The following is a 16,369-nucleotide window of genomic DNA, read 5'->3' as shown; positions in this document are numbered from 1 at the left end:
CCGGGCCGGCGCCGGGCGGCCCTGGACGGCGGCATGCGCCGCCTCGTACGGGGAAATATTCCGCCCGGAACAACTCAAGGTTGCCACTGAGTGAGCAGGCGATGCAACTCGGCGATATCCGTTTCGTTGTGCAGACGCTCGCGCGCGTCGCGATCGGACAGCAGTTGCGCGATCTCCGACAGGATCTCGAGGTGCTGCTGCGTGGCTTGCTCGGGGACGAGCAGGAAGATCAGGAGGCTGACCGGCTGGCCGTCGGGCGCTTCGAACGGGATCGCATCGGCGAGGCGGACGAACGCGGCGAGCGGATGCTTGAGGCCCTTGATGCGGCCGTGCGGAATCGCGACACCTTCGCCGAGCCCGGTCGAACCGAGGCGCTCGCGCGCGAACAGGTTGTCCGTGACGGTGCTGCGGCCGATGCCGTTCTGATTCTCGAACATCAGCCCGGCTTGTTCGAAGACGCGTTTCTTGCTGGTGACCGAGAGGTCGATGACGACGTTCTCTATGGGCAGGATTTTGGCTAGGCGATTCATGTTGGCAGGCGATTGGGCGGCCTGGGGTCTCCTTGCGGCGGCGGACTGATTTTCCATGTTCGGCGATATCAAGGCATGTGGCATGGCAACCTGCAACGCCGCTACCGCATCCAACACCCCCCGGCGATAACCGGGACATTATAGAGCACAGCCGCGCGCGTGGCGCAGCACGGTCGGACCGGTTGCACCTGCGCTCGGAGTGGCAAAAAAAACGCCCGGCGAACCGGGCGGCGTGCGTGTTGCGGTGACGATTACTGCGGCGGCAGTTCGATCTGGTCGATCGACGGTTGAAGCTTGATTGGGTCGTGCGCGTGCGTTTGCAGGCGCTCCATGTGCTTGACGACCTGGCGATCCAGCTTGTCGATCAGCAGATCGATCGCGGCGTACAGGTTGCCGTTCGCGCTTTCGACGAAGATGTCCTTGCCCTTCAGGTGCAGGTTGATTTCCGCGCGCTGCTGCTTGTCCTTTTCCTTGTGGTTGTCGACCGAGAGGATCACAGTGCCATCGATCACCTGATCGCTATGCCGTAGCACCCGGTCCAGCTTGGTGATCACGTATTCGCGAATTGCAGGCGTGACTTCGAGATGATGTCCACTGATCTTCAGGTTCATAGTGCTTCTCCAAGCGAGTGACCACCCGGCCGCATCGAGGCGGCGCTCCGGTCGACTTGCCCGTGCCGCACGAAGGCGGCGTATCGCGGACAGGTCGCCCGGCCTGTTCCCCGTGTGCGCGGTGGTCGGGACACGCCTGCCGCCGGGCAGGCAGCAGGCTTAAAGAGACTTGCGCAGATTCACTGCCGGGATCTTGAGGGCTTCGCGATATTTCGCAACCGTGCGGCGCGCGACCACGAAACCCTGTTCTGCCAGCAGCTCGGCAATGCGGCTGTCCGAAAGTGGCGATTTTGGGTCTTCAGCTCCTATCAGTTGCTTGATGAGGGCTCGGATGGCGGTCGACGAGGCGGCGCCACCGGTGTCGGTCGAGACGTGAGATCCGAAGAAGTACTTAAATTCAAGCGTCCCGAACGGGGTCAGCATGTACTTCCCGGTTGTCACACGGCTGACAGTCGACTCGTGTAGGCCCAGCGTATCAGCTATTTCCCGCAAAACCAAGGGGCGCATGGCAATTTCACCGTGCGCGAAGAAATTCTTCTGACGCTCGACAATAGCCTGAGCGACACGCAGGATCGTGTCGAAACGCTGCTGGATGTTCTTGATCAGCCAGCGCGCTTCCTGGAGCTGCTGTTTCAACGATCCGGCCGACGGGTCGCCGCGGCTGTTGCGCAGGATGTTCGCGTACAGGTTGTTGATCCGCAGGCGCGGCACGACCTCCGGATTGAGCTCCGCGAGCCAGCCCTGGCCGGCCTTCTTCACGATGATGTCGGGCACGACGTAGTCGGCCTCGGCCTTCCCGTATGCGGCGCCGGGGAACGGCTCCAGCGAGCGGATCAGCGCGTGCGCGTCGCGCAGCGCGTCGTCGGTCGCCTTCAGGTGCTTGCGCAACCGTGTGAAGTCGCGCGCGGCGAGCAGTTCGAGATGCTGCGACACGATCTCGAGCGCGAGCGTGCGCGTGGGGGACGGATCGAGACGCAGCAACTGCAGCTTCAGGCATTCGGAGGCCGAGCGCGCGCCGACGCCGGCCGGGTCGAAGCTGTGCAGCAGCGCGAGCGCCGCGTTCAGTTCGTCGCAGTCGATTTCCAGCTCGGGCGGCAGATCGGCGAGCACTTCGTCGAGCGTGGCGGTCAGATAGCCGTCGTCGTCGAGCGATTCGATCAGGAACATCACGAGCGCGCGATCGCGCGGGCCGGCCTGCGTGACGCGCAACTGCGCGGACAGGTGGTCGCGCAGCGACGTCGCGGCTTCCTGCACCTGCAGCGGCGGCAGATCGTCGTCGTCGGACGCGCCGCTCGAGCGGCCGTATTCGTCGAGATTCCACTGCGGGCCGTCGCTGCCGTCGCCGGACGCATAGCCGTCGTATTCGTCGGCGCCTGCCGGCTCGTCGCGTTCCGCGCGATCGCTGGACGTACTGGTGCCGTTGGCCGCGGCGGGTTCGGTGTTCGATGCGGGTGGCGTCTGCGCGATCAGCGATCCGTCCGCGGCGACGCGCAGCGGGCTCGCGATCCATTCGTCGTCGTTCTCGAGCAGCGGGTTCTGCGCGACGGCCATCGCGACTTCCTGCTGCAATTCGAGCGTCGACAACTGCAGGAGCCGGATCGACTGCTGCAGCTGGGGCGTCAGCGCAAGATGTTGCGACAGGCGGAGTTGAAGGCTGGCTTTCATGGCAAGGAGGGAGTCATACCGGCAGTTTGCCACGACCCAGGCGCGTTGAGCCATCCGCGATTACGCGTGGCGCGCCGCCCGGCCGCGGGCATGCCCGCGGGCGTGGATGCAAAGCGGGGCGCAGCCCCGCGCGGCGCTGCCGGGCGGGGTGCAGCCAGCCACGAGGAGGACGTTACATGCGGAAGTGCTCGCCGAGGTACACGCGGCGCACGCTTTCGTTTTCGATGATTTCGCTCGGCGCGCCGGCGGCCAGCACCGAACCGTCGCTGATGATGTAAGCGTGGTCGCAGATGCCGAGCGTTTCGCGGACGTTGTGGTCCGTGATCAGCACGCCGATGTTGCGCTGTTTCAGGAACTTGACGATCTTCTGGATCTCGAGCACGGCGATCGGGTCGACGCCGGCGAACGGTTCGTCGAGCAGGATGAAGCTCGGGTTGGTCGCGAGCGCGCGCGCGATTTCGACGCGGCGCCGTTCGCCGCCCGACAGCGACAGCGCGGGGTTCTCGCGCAGGTGGCCGATCTGCAGCTCGTCGAGCAGCGCTTCGGTGCGCGCCGAGATCGCATCCTTCGACAGCCGCTTGCCGTCTTCGCCGTGCTGCAGCTCGAGCACCGCGCGGATGTTTTCCTCGACGGTCAGCTTGCGGAACACGGACGCTTCCTGCGGCAGGTACGACAGGCCGAGCGACGCGCGCTTGTGGATCGGCAGCAGGCCGATCGAGCTGCCGTTCAGCGAGATTTCGCCCGCGTCCGTCGGCACGAGGCCGACGATCATGTAGAACGACGTGGTCTTGCCGGCGCCGTTCGGGCCGAGCAGGCCGACGACCTCGCCGCTCTTCACGTCGAGCGACACGTCCTTGACGACCGTGCGCGAGCCGTAGCGCTTCTTCAGGTTGCGGACGACGAGCGAGCTCGTGGTGCCGGCCGGCTGGCGGTTGGGGAGCGCGTTCATTGGCCCGGCGCTCCCTGGATCGTGGTCGACGGCGACAGCTTGGCCGGCGCCCCGTTCAGCGGCGCGGGGCCGCCGTTCTTCGGCGACAGCATCGCGCGCACGCGGCCGCTCGGGTTGCCCGGCGCGGCGACGTCCTTGCCGCCCTTCGCGGTGTAGAAGTCGCGCTGGCCGTCGTACGTGATCACGCTGCCGTGCACGGTGTCGGCGACCGTCGACGTGCCCTGCAGGCGGCGCACGGTCGCGGCGGTGGTCAGCGTGGTCAGGTCCTGCTTGCCGTCGTAGTCGATGCGTTCGGCGTCGCCGTCGATGTACTCGTCGAGGCCTTCGCGCTTCTGGCGGAACGTCGCGTGCTTCTTGCCGCTGCCGAACGACGTCGCGTACTGATAGCCTTCCGGGTCCTGGCGCACTTCGACGCGATCGCCCTTGATGATGATCGTGCCCTTCGTGATCACGACGTTGCCGGTCGCGACCGTGACCTGCTTCAGATCGTCATAGGTCAGGTTGTCGGCCTCGACGTTGATCGGCTTGTTCTGGTCGGCCTTCTCGGCACGGGCGAGCGGCGCCAGCCCGACGAGCGGGAGCGCCACGAGCGTCGCGGCGAGCGCGGCGCGGACGGCGCGCGCAGCGCCGCCGGAAATCTGTCGAGGGAACGGTTCGTTCATGCAGTCACGTGAGGGATGCGTCACTTGGGTTGACCTTTCGAGCCGCCGGACGTGTCCGCCGCGGCGATCGTGCCGCGCACGTTGCCGTAAAGCTCGATGACCCGGGTGACGTTGTTGTACTTCATGCCGTCGGTCGCGTTGACGAGCGACAGGCCGCGCTGAAGTTTAACCGGCTTTTCGGTCTGGATCACATCGTCATTGACGAAGATCCGGAAATGCTGGGAATCGGCCTGCATCTGCGGATCGCCGCCGCCGGCCGCGCGCAGGATGCGCGCGTCGTCGTACAAGTCGACGATCGACACGTCGCCGTTGACGGTGCCGCGCTTCGCGGTGGTCGTCACGACCGGCTTGCCGGGCTGGAACGCGCGCATGGCCGGATCGGTCAGGTCGCTGCTTTCGGTATCTTCGTAATGGACCAGCTTCGCGGCCGTCAGCCGGTACTGGGTCGTGCCGGACTGGTCGAGCTCGGTGACCGAGAAGTTGTCCGCGAAATAGTCGGGCGTGTGGCGCTTCGGCTGCGCGGCGCCCTCGCCGGGCGGCGGCAGCGTGGCCTGCAGCAGCCACCACGTGACGCCCGCGAGCGCGGCGACCGCGGCGAGCGGCAGCATCTGGGTCCAGCGGAAATGCGTGCTCATCGGTCAGGCTCCGCAGGCGGCGGCGAGCAGCGCGTCGTAGCGGCGCTGCGCGCGCAGGACCGCGTCGCAGACTTCGCGCACCGCGCCGTGGCCGCCACGGGCCTCGGCGACCCAGTGCGCGCGGGCGATCACCTCGGGGTGCGCGTTCGCGGGGGCCGCGGCGAAGCCGCAGCGCAGCATCACCGGCAGGTCGGGCCAGTCGTCGCCCATGTAGCCGCATGCGTCGGCCGTCAGGCCGAGCGATGCGATCAGGTCGGCGAACACGGCGAGCTTGTTCTCGACGCCCTGGAACAGGTGCGCGATCTTCATTTCCTTCGCGCGCGCCGCGACGATGTCCGAGCGGCGGCCCGTGATGATCGCGGTCGCGATGCCGGCTTCGCCGAGCAGCTTCACGCCGTGGCCGTCGAGCGAATTGAACGACTTCATCGTGTCGCCGGCCGCGGTAAACAGCAGGCCGCCGTCGGTCAGTACGCCGTCGACGTCGAAAATCATCAGCTTCACGCGGCTCGCGCGTTCGGCCGCAGTCAGCGCTGCGCTCATCAGATCACCTTCTTCGAAAACAGGTCGTGCATGTTCAGCGCGCCGATCAGCGCGCCGTCGGCATCGACGACCAGCATCTGGTTGATCCGGTGGCGCTCCATCAGTTCAACGGCCTCGACCGCCAGGTGATCCGGCGCGATCGTGCGCGGCTCGCGCGTCATGACTTCGGTGATCGGCAGCGTGCGGAAATCGCCGTCGCGCGCGAGCACGCGGCGCAGGTCGCCGTCCGTGAAGATGCCGGCGACCTTGCCGTCGGCGTCGACCACGGCCGTCATGCCGAGGCGCTTCGCGGTGATCTGGAACAGCGCGTCCGATAGCGTCGCGTCGAGCCCGACGGCCGGGACGTCGTCGCCCGAGCGCATCACGTCGCGCACGTAGGTGAGCAGGCGCCGGCCGAGCGCGCCGCCCGGATGCGAGCGCGCGAAATCTTCCGAGCCGAAGCCGCGCGCGTCGAGCACGGCGACGGCGAGCGCGTCGCCGAGCGCGAGCGCGGCGGTCGTGCTCGCGGTGGGCGCGAGGTTCAGCGGGCACGCTTCCTTCGAGACCGCGGCGTTCAGGTTCACGTCGGCGAGCGTGCCGAGGCTCGACTCCGCACGGCCCGTGATCGCGATCAGCTTCGCGCCGATCCGCTTCACGAGCGGCAGGATCGCGACGAGTTCTTCCGATTCGCCGGAATAGGAGATGCCGATGAAGACGTCGTCGGAGGTGACCATCCCGAGGTCGCCGTGGCTGGCCTCGGCAGGGTGGACGAAGAAGGCCGGCGTGCCGGTGCTGGCCAGCGTGGCCGCGATCTTGCGGGCGATATGCCCCGATTTGCCGATGCCCGAGACCACGACGCGGCCGCGGCAGCCGAGCAGCAGCGCCACGGCCTGGACGAAGCCGCCGTCGAGCTGGTCGCGCAGCGCGCGCACGGCGTCCGCCTCGATGTCGAGCACGTCGCGGGCGAGCGCGAGCGCCCGGTCATCATTGATTTTCGCTATCATGCGCGGAGTATAGCAAAGGCGTTTGTTCGCCGCGCCGCGCCTTCGGACTCGTCCGATGTCGCGTGTCCACCGCCACCACCCGCGCCCGCATTGCCGTGGCCCCGACGAACGAGGACGCTTCGCCCGTGATTTCCCCGCTCGAAATGACCCTGCTGCTGCTGCTGGCCTCGGTGGTGGGCGTCGTCGTATTCCGCTCGTTGAACCTGCCGCCGATGCTCGGCTACCTGACCGTCGGCATCCTGGTCGGCCCGCACGCATTCGGCGTCGCGGCGGATCTCGAACGGGCCGAGCACCTCGCGGAGTTCGGCGTGGTGTTCCTGATGTTCTCGATCGGCCTCGAATTCTCGCTGGCGAAGCTGAGGGCGATGCAGCGGCTCGTGTTCGGGCTCGGCCTGCTGCAGGTCGTCGCGACCCTCCTGCTCGCGCTCGTGCTCGGCGCGCTGTTCGAGCACTGGGTGCACATCACGTGGCAGGGCAGCATCGCGCTCGGCGGCGCGCTCGCGATGTCGTCGACGGCGATCGTGTCGAAGATGCTCGCCGAGCGGCTCGAGATCGAGACGGAGCACGGCCGCAACATCTTCGGCGTGCTGCTGTTCCAGGATCTCGCGGTCGTGCCGCTGCTGATCGTGATCGCCGCGTTCGGCGCCGAATCGTCGAAGGATCTCGCGCTCACGCTCGGCTTCGCGGCGGTCAAGATCGTGATCGCGCTCGCGCTGCTGCTGGTCATCGGCCAGCGCTTCATGACGCGCTGGCTCAACGTGGTCGCGCGGCGCCGCTCGCAGGAGCTGTTCGTGCTGAACCTGCTGCTCGTCACGCTCGGCGCGGCGTTCATCACCGACCGCTTCGGGCTGTCGCTCGCGCTCGGCGCGTTCATCGCCGGGATGCTCATTTCCGAGACGCCGTTCCGCCATCAGGTGGAGGAGGACATCAAGCCGTTTCGCGACGTGCTGCTCGGGCTGTTCTTCGTGACGACGGGGATGCTGCTCGATCCACGCGTGATCTGGGAGCATCCGTTGATCGTGCTCGGCTTCTTCGTCGGGCAGATCCTGTTCAAGGCGACGATGATCGCCGGGCTCGCGCGGCTGTTCGGCGCGACGCCGGGCGTCGCGATGCGCACGGGCATCGGCCTCGCGCAGGCCGGCGAATTCGGCTTCGTGCTGCTGAACCTGATTCTCGACCGGCATCTCGTCGACTCGACGCTGCTGCAGGCGATCCTCGCGTCGATGCTGCTGTCGATGCTCGCCGCGCCGTTCCTGATCCAGAACGCCGACCGCATCGTGATGCGGCTGTCGTCGACCGAATGGATGCAGCAGTCGCTGCAGATGACGCGGATCGCGACGCAAAGCCTCAAGCAGCGCGGCCACGTGATCATCTGCGGCTACGGCCGCGCCGGGCAGAACCTCGCGCGCATGCTCGAGCAGGAAGGCATTTCGTACGTCGCGCTCGACCTCGACCCCGATCGCGTGAGCGCGGCCGCGACGGCCGGCGAATCGGTCGTGTTCGGCGACGCCGCGCGCCGCGAGTCGCTGGTCGCGGCCGGTATCCACCGGGCGGCGGCCGTCGCGATCACCTACGCGAACACGCCGTCCGCGCTGCGCGTGCTGCATCACGTGCACGAGCTGGAGCCGACGCTGCCGGCGATCGTGCGCACCGTCGACGATGCCGATCTCGAAAAGCTGCTGGCGGCCGGCGCGACCGAGGTGATTCCGGAGATCGTCGAGGGCAGCCTGATGCTCGCGTCGCACACGCTGGTGCTGGTCGGCGTGCCGATGCGCAAGGTCGTGCGGCGCGTCGAGGAGATGCGCGACGAGCGCTACAGCCTGCTGCGCGGCTATTTCCGCGGCGCCGATGACGCGGACGACGACGATCACGAGCAGGTGCGGCTACAATCGGTGCCGGTCGATGCGCGCGCGGACGCGGTCGGGCGGTCGCTGGAAGAACTCGGGCTGTACGCGCTCGGGCTCGAGGTCACGGCGATCCGCCGCCACGGCATCCGCGGCGTCGAACCCGATCCGCAGACCAAGCTGCGCGCGAGCGACATCGTGGTGCTGCGCGGGCTGCCCGAGGCGCTCGCGCTCGCGGAGGAGCGGTTGTCGCGCCATCGGCGCGATCCGCCGGCCGCGGCTGCGTGAGCCGCGATTCGCAACCTGACCCGTATTGATCAGAAACGGTGCCCGATCTTCGCGCACCGTTTTTTTCGGAGAGTTTCATGCCGCATTCGTCGCCGGGCGCACCGCTCGATCCGGTCGCCTTCATCCACAGCCAGATCCGCACGGTGCCGGACTGGCCGCAGCCGGGTGTGCAGTTCCGCGACATCACGACGCTGCTGCAGAGCCCGAAGGCGCTGCGCATCCTCGTCGACCTGTTCGTCGAACGCTATGTCGACGCGAAGCTCGACTACGTCGCGGGCCTCGACGCGCGCGGCTTCATCATCGCGCCGATCGTCGCGTACGAGCTGAGCGTCGGTTTCGTGCCGATCCGCAAGGTCGGCAAGCTGCCGTACAAGACGCGTTCGGAATCGTACGATCTCGAATACGGCAGCGCGACGGTCGAGATCCACGAAGATGCGTGCCGCCCCGGCGACCGCGTGATCATCATGGACGACCTGATCGCGACCGGCGGCACGATGATGGCGGGGCGCAACCTGCTGCAGCGGCTCGGCGCGGTGGTCGTCGAAGGTGCGTCGATCATCGATCTGCCCGATCTCGGCGGCTCGGCGCTGCTGCGCAACGCCGGGTTGCCCGTCTATACCGTTACCGAATTCTCCGGCCACTGAACGCCGGTCCGTCGGGGCCCGCCGCCCCGGTTTGCGCTGGTTCGCGCCTGGTTCACCTTCCGCAGCGAGGTTCACGATGCCCAACTTCATGCTGTTTCTCGCCACGTCGATCGCGATCACGTTCGCGCCGGGTCCCGACAACCTGCAGGTGCTCGCACGCGGCATCTCGCAGGGCCGCGCGGCCGGCTTCGTCGCCGCGCTCGGCTTCACGGCGGGGATCCTGTTCCACACGACGCTCGCGGCGCTCGGCGTCGCGGCCGTGCTGCGTTCGTCGCCGGTCGCGTTCCAGATCCTGAAGCTCGCGGGCGCCGCGTACCTCGTGTGGATCGGCATCAAGGCGCTGCGCAGCCAGGGCCTCGCGAACGCGCATGCGCGCCCGCCGCAGCCGCTCGGCACGATCTTCCGGCAGAGCGTGATCGGCAACCTGATGAACCCGAAGGTCACGCTGTTCTTCGTCGTGTTCCTGCCGCAGTTCGTCGATCCGCACGGCGCGCAGGGCGTGACGCTGCAGATGTTCGAGCTCGGCGCGCTGTTCATGCTGCAGACGGCCGCGGTCTTCTCGCTGTTCGGCGTCGGCGCGGGCATGATCGGCGCATGGCTGAAGCGCCGCCCGAAGGCCGGCGTGTGGCTCGACCGGATCGCCGGCGCGACGTTCATCGCGATCGGCATCCGCGTCGCGCTGAAGGATTGAGCGCGATGACGTTTCCGTGCATCGCGGCCGCGCGCCGCTTCGATCCGGCCGCGCACCTGCGTTTCGAGATCGCCGGCCAGGCGGTGGGCTGGGTGCGCCGCCAGGACGTCGCGAAGCTCGCGCGCTGGCCCGACGTGTTCGAGCTGACCGGCGAGCGCGTCGTGCTGTCGGCGCGCTACGATTCGGTCGATGCGCGCAGCATGGCGCTGGCCGGCGCGATCGGCGCGCTCGCGGCGGAAGGCGCGATTCCCGGCTGGCGCGACGAGATCTACGCGATCCGCAACCGCTTCGACGATCCGCCGCTCGCGTACATCGAGCGCGCGGCGTCGCGCTTCTTCGGCACGCAGACCTATGCGGTGCACGTGAACGGCATCGTAGAATATGCGGTTACGCCCGGCGAGCCCGCCGCGGCCGCGCCGAAGATGTGGCTCGGCCGCCGCAGCGAGACCAAGGCCACCGACCCCGGCATGCTCGACAACGTCGTCGCGGGCGGGATCGGCTGGGGGCTGGGCGTTCACGAGACGCTCGCGAAGGAGTGCTGGGAAGAAGCCGGCATTCCGGTCGACCTGGCGGCGCGCGCGATCGCGGGCCGCACGGTGCAGGTGCTGAACTCGCTGCCGGAAGGCACGCAGTCGGAGCTGATCTTCGTGTACGACCTGCCGCTGCCGCACGACTTCGCGCCGCGCAACCAGGACGGCGAAGTGGCCGAGCACCTGCTGGCCGGCGTGCCCGAGGTGATCGGCTGGCTGCGCGAAGGCCGCGCGACGATGGATGCGAGCCTCGCGACGCTCGACACGCTGCTGCGCCACCGCTGGCTTGCGGCGGCCGACGCGGCCGGCATCGACGCGCTGTTCGTGCCGGGCGCATGACGCGCGCCGCGCGCGGCCTGGCGGCGCGAACGGGCAATTTGACGAATACGGAAACAATGGGAGTCGCGGTCATGCCGACCGATCACAGCTTTATCTTGAAACTGTCGTGCCCCGACCGGCACGGCATCGTCCATGCGGTCTCGGGCTTCCTGTTCGAGCGCAGCAACAACATCCTCGATTCCGCGCAGTTCGGCGACAGCCGCACCGGCGAGTTCTTCATGCGCGTGCACTTCGAGCAGGACGGCGGCGGCGTGGATGCCGCGTCGGCGCTCGACACGCTTCGCAACGAATTCGCGCCGCTCGCCGAGCAGTTCTCGATGCGCTGGGAGCTGCACGATGCGGCCGTGAAGCCGCGCGTCGTGATCATGGTGTCGAAGATCGGCCACTGCCTGAACGACCTGCTGTTCCGCTATCGCACCGGCCAGTTGCCGATCGAGATCCCGGCGATCGTGTCGAACCACAAGGAGTTCTACCAGCTCGCCGCGAGCTACAACATTCCGTTCCATCACTTCCCGCTCGTCGGCGGTTCGTCCGATGCCGCGAAGGCCGCGCAGGAAGCACGCGTGCTGGAAGTGATCGACGAGCACCAGGCCGATCTCGTCGTGCTCGCGCGCTACATGCAGATCCTGTCGCCGAACATGTGCGAGCAGCTCGCCGGGCGCGCGATCAACATCCACCATTCGTTCCTGCCGAGCTTCAAGGGCGCGAAGCCTTACTACCAGGCATTCGACCGCGGCGTGAAGCTGATCGGCGCGACCGCGCACTACGTGACGACCGATCTCGACGAAGGCCCGATCATCGAGCAGGAAGTCGAGCGCGTCGACCACAGCATGACGCCCGACCAGCTGACCGCGATCGGCCGCGACGTCGAATGCGTGACGCTCGCGCGGGCGGTGAAGTGGCACGTCGAGCACCGGATCGTGCTGAACGGGACGAAGACGGTCGTGTTCCGCTGATCCGTCGGTCGCGGAAGGCTGGCTCCACAAGCGAAAACGCCGCGCCCTTCACGGGGCGCGGCGTTTTCGTTTGCCGTTGGCGAGCGGGCGGCGTCAGATCAGCCGCAGCAGGTACAGCTCGCGTTTCAGGTACGCATAGAAGATCGGTGCGGCGATCACGCCCGGCAGCCCGAACGCGGCTTCCATGATCAGCATCGCAAGCAGCAGCTCCCACGCGCGCGACTCGATCTGGCCGCCGATGATCTTCGCGTTCAGGAAGTATTCGAGCTTGTGGATGACCACGAGAAACGCGAGCGATGCGATCGCGGTGCCCATGCTGACCGACAGCGACACCGCGACGATCAGCGTGTTCGAGATCAGATTGCCGATCACCGGCAGCAGGCCGACGATGAACGTGATGAGCACGAGGGTTTTCGACAGCGGCAGCCGCTGGTGGAAGATCGGCAGCGCGACGAGCAGGTAGATGCCGGTGAAGGCCGCATTGATCGCCGAGATCTTGATCTGCGCGAACACGATCCGGCGGAACGCATCGGCGAAGCGCGACACGCGCGTGACGAGCGCGGTCGACAGCGGCCGGCGCACCTTGCCCTGCTCGACGCCGATCGCGATCATCGCGCCGATGATCATCCCGAACAGCACGTGGCCGAAGCCGCGCGCGACGCTCTTGCCGCTTTGCTGGAGCTGGTCCATGTGCGAATGCATCAGCACGGCCGCCTTCGTCTTCATCTGTTCGACGTCGACGGGCAGCAGGTTCGCGATCCAGGCCGGCGTGCGCGCGCGGGTTTGCTCGACGATCTGCATCAGCTGGCCGAGCAGGCTCTGCAGGTTCGGCACCGTGTGCTCGAAATGCTCGATGATGCCGAGCGTCAGGCCGGTGAGCGCGCCGACGATCGCGATCGACAGCAGCACGACGGCGACCCAGCGCGCGCGCATGCTGGTGGTATGGCGTTCGATCACGGGCGCGATCGTGTGGATCAGCTGATAGACGAGCAGGCCGGCCAGCATCCCGCCGAGCAGCCGCAGCTCGAGGACGAGCCACATCATGACGAGCGCGAAGAGATAGCTGCCGATCTCGAGTGCCGACAGTTTCGGCAGGCTCAAGTCGCTGGTCAGCCGCACGCTGCGCAGGTGCGGCTCGCGGTTCTGCGTGTCGCGCGACTCTTGTTGCTTCTCCATCGTGGATTCCTGTCGTCCGTGTGTCGTGCCGCGGAGCGCGCGGCAGAGCGCGGGCCGCCCGGCGCCGCACCGGATTGGTGCGGATGGCGAACCTTACGACCGTAAAGTATAGCTGCCATTATGGTCCGCAAACGGCCCGTTTGGCGCGTGGTGTAAACGCAGAAGGGAAAACGAGGGGGCGCGCGGCCGGGCGGCCGCGCGCGGGAACGGCGGAACGGGGCGTCAGCCGGCCGCGACCTTGCGGGTGGGACGCTTCAGCAGCGGCGCGAGGTACTTGCCGGTGAAGCTCGCCTTCGTCTTCGCGACCTGCTCGGGCGAGCCCTGCGCGATGATCTGGCCGCCGCCGGCGCCGCCTTCGGGGCCGAGGTCGATCACCCAGTCGGCGGTCTTGATCACGTCGAGGTTGTGCTCGATGATCACGACCGTGTTGCCCTGGTCGCGCAGCCGGTGAATCACTTCCAGCAGCAGCGCGATGTCGTGGAAGTGCAGGCCGGTGGTCGGTTCGTCGAGGATGTACAGCGTGCGGCCGGTGTCGCGCTTCGACAGCTCCAGCGACAGCTTCACGCGCTGCGCCTCGCCGCCCGACAGCGTCGTGGCCGACTGGCCGAGGCGGATGTAGCCGAGGCCGACGTCGAGCAGCGTCTTCAGCTTGCGCGCGATGACGGGCACCGCGCTGAAGAACTCGTACGCGTGCTCGACCGTCATGTCGAGCACTTCGCTGATGTTCTTGCCCTTGTACTGCACTTCGAGCGTTTCGCGGTTGTAGCGCTTGCCGTGGCACACGTCGCACGGCACGTAGACGTCCGGCAAAAAGTGCATCTCGACCTTCAGCACGCCGTCGCCCTGGCACGATTCGCAGCGGCCGCCCTTCACGTTGAACGAGAAGCGGCCCGGATCGTAGCCGCGCTCCTTCGACGTCGGCACGCCCGAGAACAGCTCGCGGATCGGCGTGAACAGGCCCGTGTAGGTGGCCGGGTTCGAGCGCGGCGTGCGGCCGATCGGCGACTGGTCGACGTTGATCACCTTGTCGAAGTGCTCGAGGCCCTCGATCGCCTCGTGCGGCGCCGGCTCGGCGGCCGAGCCGTACAGGTGGCGCGCGACCGCGTGATACAGCGTGTCGTTGATCAGCGTCGACTTGCCGGAGCCCGATACGCCGGTGATGCAGGTCAGGAGGCCGACCGGCAGATCGAGATCGACGTGCTTCAGGTTGTTGCCGTGCGCGTCGACGATGCGCAGCATCCGCTCCGGATCGGGCGCGAGCCGCTCGTCCGGGTACTCGATCACGCGCTTGCCGACGAGGTACTGGCCCGTCAGCGACTGCGGGTTCGACTGCACCTGCTTCGGCGTGCCTTCGGCGACCACCACGCCGCCGTGCTCGCCGGCGCCGGGGCCCATGTCGACGACGTAGTCGGCCGTGCGGATCATGTCCTCGTCGTGCTCGACGACGATCACCGAGTTGCCGAGGTCGCGCAGATGCTTGAGCGTCGCGATCAGGCGGTCGTTGTCGCGCTGGTGCAGGCCGATCGACGGCTCGTCGAGCACGTACATCACGCCCGTGAGGCCCGAGCCGATCTGCGACGCGAGCCGGATGCGCTGCGCCTCGCCGCCCGACAAGGTCTCGGCGCTGCGCTCGAGCGACAGGTAGTCGAGCCCGACGTTGTTCAGGAACGTCAGGCGCGCGACGATTTCCTTGATCACCTTGTCGGCGATCTCGCGCTTCGCGCCGTCGAGCGTCAGCCCGTCGAAATAGCCGAGCGCGTCGCGCAGCGGCCAGCCGCTGATCTCATAGATGCCGCGCGCATGGTCGCCGGTGCCGATCCGCACGTGGCGCGCCTCGCGGCGCAGGCGCGTGCCGTCGCACGACGGGCACGGCTGGTTGTTCTGGTACTTCGACAGCTCTTCGCGCACCGCGACCGAATCGGTCTCGCGGTAGCGGCGCTCGAGGTTCGGGATGATCCCTTCGAACACGTGCTCGCGGATCGTCGTGCGGCCGCGCTCGTTGATGTACGAGAACGGGATCGTCTGCTTGCCCGAGCCGAACAGCAGCACCTTGCGGATCTTTTCGGGAAGATCCTCGAACGCGGCGTCGATGTCGAATTCGTAGAACGCCGCGAGGCTCTGCAGCATCTGGAAGTAGAACTGGTTGCGGCGGTCCCAGCCCTTCACCGCGCCGGCGGCAAGCGACAGCGACGGGTGCGCGACGACCCGCTTCGGGTCGAAGAACGTGATCTGGCCGAGGCCGTCGCATTCCGGGCACGCGCCCATCGGGTTGTTGAACGAGAACAGGCGCGGCTCGAGTTCCTGCAGCGAGTACGAGCAGATCGGGCACGCGAACTTCGAGCTGAACAGGTGCTCCTTGTCGGTATCCATCTCGAGCGCGATCGCGCGGCCGTCGGCGAGGCGCAGCGCGGTTTCGAACGATTCGGCGAGCCGCTGCTTCATGTCCGGGCGCACCTTCAGGCGATCGACGACGACGTCGATCGTGTGCTTGTCGTTCTTCTTCAGCTTCGGCAGCGACTCGACCTCGTAGATCTTCGCGGCGCCTTCGTTCGCGGCGCCGCCGCCCGAGCGCACGCGAAAGCGCACGAAGCCCTGCGCCTGCATGTCCTCGAACAGCTCGACATGCTCGCCCTTGCGATCCGCGACGACGGGCGCGAGGATCATCAGCTTGGTTTCCTCGGGCAGCGCGAGCGCCGCGTCGACCATCTGCGACACGCTCTGCGCCTCGAGCGGGATGTCGTGATCGGGGCAGTACGGTGTACCGACACGTGCGTACAAAAGTCGCAGGTAGTCGTGGATTTCCGTGACCGTGCCGACGGTCGAACGCGGGTTGTGGGACGTCGCCTTCTGCTCGATCGAGATCGCCGGCGACAGCCCCTCGATCAGGTCGACGTCGGGTTTCTCCATCAGCTGCAGGAACTGGCGGGCATAGGCGGACAGGCTCTCGACGTAGCGGCGCTGGCCCTCGGCATAAAGGGTGTCGAACGCGAGCGACGACTTGCCCGACCCGGACAACCCGGTAATCACGACCAGCTTGTGGCGCGGCAGGTCGAGATTGACGTTTTTCAGGTTGTGGGTGCGTGCCCCACGGATACGGATCTGTTCCATGAACCTGGCGAAAATGGAGGAAACCAAACCTGCTACTATAACGGCTTTTCGAGACCGTCGTTTACGGCCCCCAGCCCTTGCGGCAGGTGGCAGCAAGGCGACACCTGCGCCGGGGAAAGCGGTCGCGCCGCACGGTTCCGGGCGGCCCGCAGGCCATCCGCATCCGGCCCCGACGTGTCGCCCGAAAGGCCGCCAGGCCGCCGGCCCTGATCTTCCGC

The 16,369-nt window shown here is 67.4% G+C and carries 15 protein-coding genes; 5 read left to right on the top strand and 10 right to left on the bottom strand.

Translation table 11 applies throughout. From position 1 onward, the window contains the following. Positions 1 to 74: 74 nt before the first annotated feature. The 8 genes from CFB35_RS14665 to kdsD form a co-directional block, all read right to left on the bottom strand. Complete coding sequence (locus CFB35_RS14665; RefSeq protein WP_179231743.1) at positions 75 to 587, bottom strand: PTS sugar transporter subunit IIA; 513 nt, start codon at positions 585 to 587, stop codon at positions 75 to 77. A gap of 194 nt (positions 588 to 781) precedes the next feature. Next, positions 782 to 1,141 (bottom strand): ribosome hibernation-promoting factor, HPF/YfiA family, encoded by a 360-nt coding sequence (gene hpf / locus CFB35_RS14660; protein ID WP_006477786.1) that lies wholly within the window; start codon positions 1,139 to 1,141, stop codon positions 782 to 784. Positions 1,142 to 1,300: 159 nt separating this feature from the next. Next, the gene (locus tag CFB35_RS14655) at positions 1,301 to 2,806 is read right to left on the bottom strand and encodes an RNA polymerase factor sigma-54 (protein ID WP_059642617.1); all 1,506 of its coding nucleotides are present in this window, start codon (positions 2,804 to 2,806) and stop codon (positions 1,301 to 1,303) included. Between the two features lie 172 nt (positions 2,807 to 2,978). Further along, complete coding sequence (gene lptB, locus CFB35_RS14650) at positions 2,979 to 3,755, bottom strand: LPS export ABC transporter ATP-binding protein (RefSeq protein ID WP_059575659.1); 777 nt, start codon at positions 3,753 to 3,755, stop codon at positions 2,979 to 2,981. Beyond that, positions 3,752 to 4,417 carry a lipopolysaccharide transport periplasmic protein LptA gene (gene lptA / locus CFB35_RS14645; protein ID WP_089465156.1) on the bottom strand — a complete coding sequence of 222 codons (666 nt, stop codon included), beginning with the start codon at positions 4,415 to 4,417 and terminating at the stop codon, positions 3,752 to 3,754. Before lptA ends, lptB begins: the two co-directional genes overlap by 4 nt. Before the next feature lie 20 nt (positions 4,418 to 4,437). Beyond that, the gene (gene lptC / locus CFB35_RS14640; RefSeq protein ID WP_059506659.1) at positions 4,438 to 5,052 is read right to left on the bottom strand and encodes an LPS export ABC transporter periplasmic protein LptC; all 615 of its coding nucleotides are present in this window, start codon (positions 5,050 to 5,052) and stop codon (positions 4,438 to 4,440) included. Positions 5,053 to 5,055: 3 nt separating this feature from the next. Continuing rightward, the gene (locus tag CFB35_RS14635) at positions 5,056 to 5,592 is read right to left on the bottom strand and encodes an HAD family hydrolase (RefSeq protein ID WP_059575662.1); all 537 of its coding nucleotides are present in this window, start codon (positions 5,590 to 5,592) and stop codon (positions 5,056 to 5,058) included. After that, positions 5,592 to 6,575, bottom strand: coding sequence for an arabinose 5-phosphate isomerase KdsD (gene kdsD, locus CFB35_RS14630; RefSeq protein WP_059575664.1), 984 nt, complete (start codon positions 6,573 to 6,575; stop codon positions 5,592 to 5,594). The genes CFB35_RS14635 and kdsD overlap by 1 nt, the downstream gene beginning before the upstream one ends. Before the next feature lie 125 nt (positions 6,576 to 6,700). Here kdsD and CFB35_RS14625 point away from each other — a divergent pair, with 125 nt between their 5' ends. The 5 genes from CFB35_RS14625 to purU all read left to right on the top strand — a co-directional run bounded on the left by CFB35_RS14625 (position 6,701) and on the right by purU (position 11,867). Continuing rightward, entirely contained in the window at positions 6,701 to 8,707 is a 2,007-nt protein-coding gene (locus CFB35_RS14625) for a monovalent cation:proton antiporter family protein (protein WP_059642787.1), read from the top strand. A 77-nt stretch (positions 8,708 to 8,784) separates the two neighbouring features. Then, positions 8,785 to 9,351, top strand: coding sequence for an adenine phosphoribosyltransferase (locus CFB35_RS14620; RefSeq protein ID WP_059575666.1), 567 nt, complete (start codon positions 8,785 to 8,787; stop codon positions 9,349 to 9,351). Between the two features lie 76 nt (positions 9,352 to 9,427). Then, the gene (locus tag CFB35_RS14615) at positions 9,428 to 10,042 is read left to right on the top strand and encodes a LysE family translocator (protein ID WP_059575668.1); all 615 of its coding nucleotides are present in this window, start codon (positions 9,428 to 9,430) and stop codon (positions 10,040 to 10,042) included. Between the two features lie 5 nt (positions 10,043 to 10,047). Next, positions 10,048 to 10,911, top strand: coding sequence for an NUDIX hydrolase family protein (locus tag CFB35_RS14610; RefSeq protein ID WP_089465295.1), 864 nt, complete (start codon positions 10,048 to 10,050; stop codon positions 10,909 to 10,911). A 71-nt stretch (positions 10,912 to 10,982) separates the two neighbouring features. Beyond that, positions 10,983 to 11,867 (top strand): formyltetrahydrofolate deformylase, encoded by an 885-nt coding sequence (gene purU / locus CFB35_RS14605; RefSeq protein WP_059575690.1) that lies wholly within the window; start codon positions 10,983 to 10,985, stop codon positions 11,865 to 11,867. Positions 11,868 to 11,960: 93 nt separating this feature from the next. Here the strand turns inward: purU and CFB35_RS14600 are convergent, their stop codons facing one another. Continuing rightward, positions 11,961 to 13,043 carry an AI-2E family transporter gene (locus CFB35_RS14600; RefSeq protein ID WP_059575670.1) on the bottom strand — a complete coding sequence of 361 codons (1,083 nt, stop codon included), beginning with the start codon at positions 13,041 to 13,043 and terminating at the stop codon, positions 11,961 to 11,963. A 222-nt stretch (positions 13,044 to 13,265) separates the two neighbouring features. After that, positions 13,266 to 16,151 (bottom strand): excinuclease ABC subunit UvrA, encoded by a 2,886-nt coding sequence (gene uvrA, locus CFB35_RS14595; RefSeq protein WP_089465155.1) that lies wholly within the window; start codon positions 16,149 to 16,151, stop codon positions 13,266 to 13,268. Positions 16,152 to 16,369 lie beyond the last annotated feature (218 nt).

It is taken from the genome of Burkholderia sp. AU16482 (assembly GCF_002223285.1).
GTDB lineage: Bacteria > Pseudomonadota > Gammaproteobacteria > Burkholderiales > Burkholderiaceae > Burkholderia > Burkholderia semiarida.
Note: the sequence above shows the minus strand (reverse complement) of the source record. Positions and strands in the feature narration are given on the sequence as shown.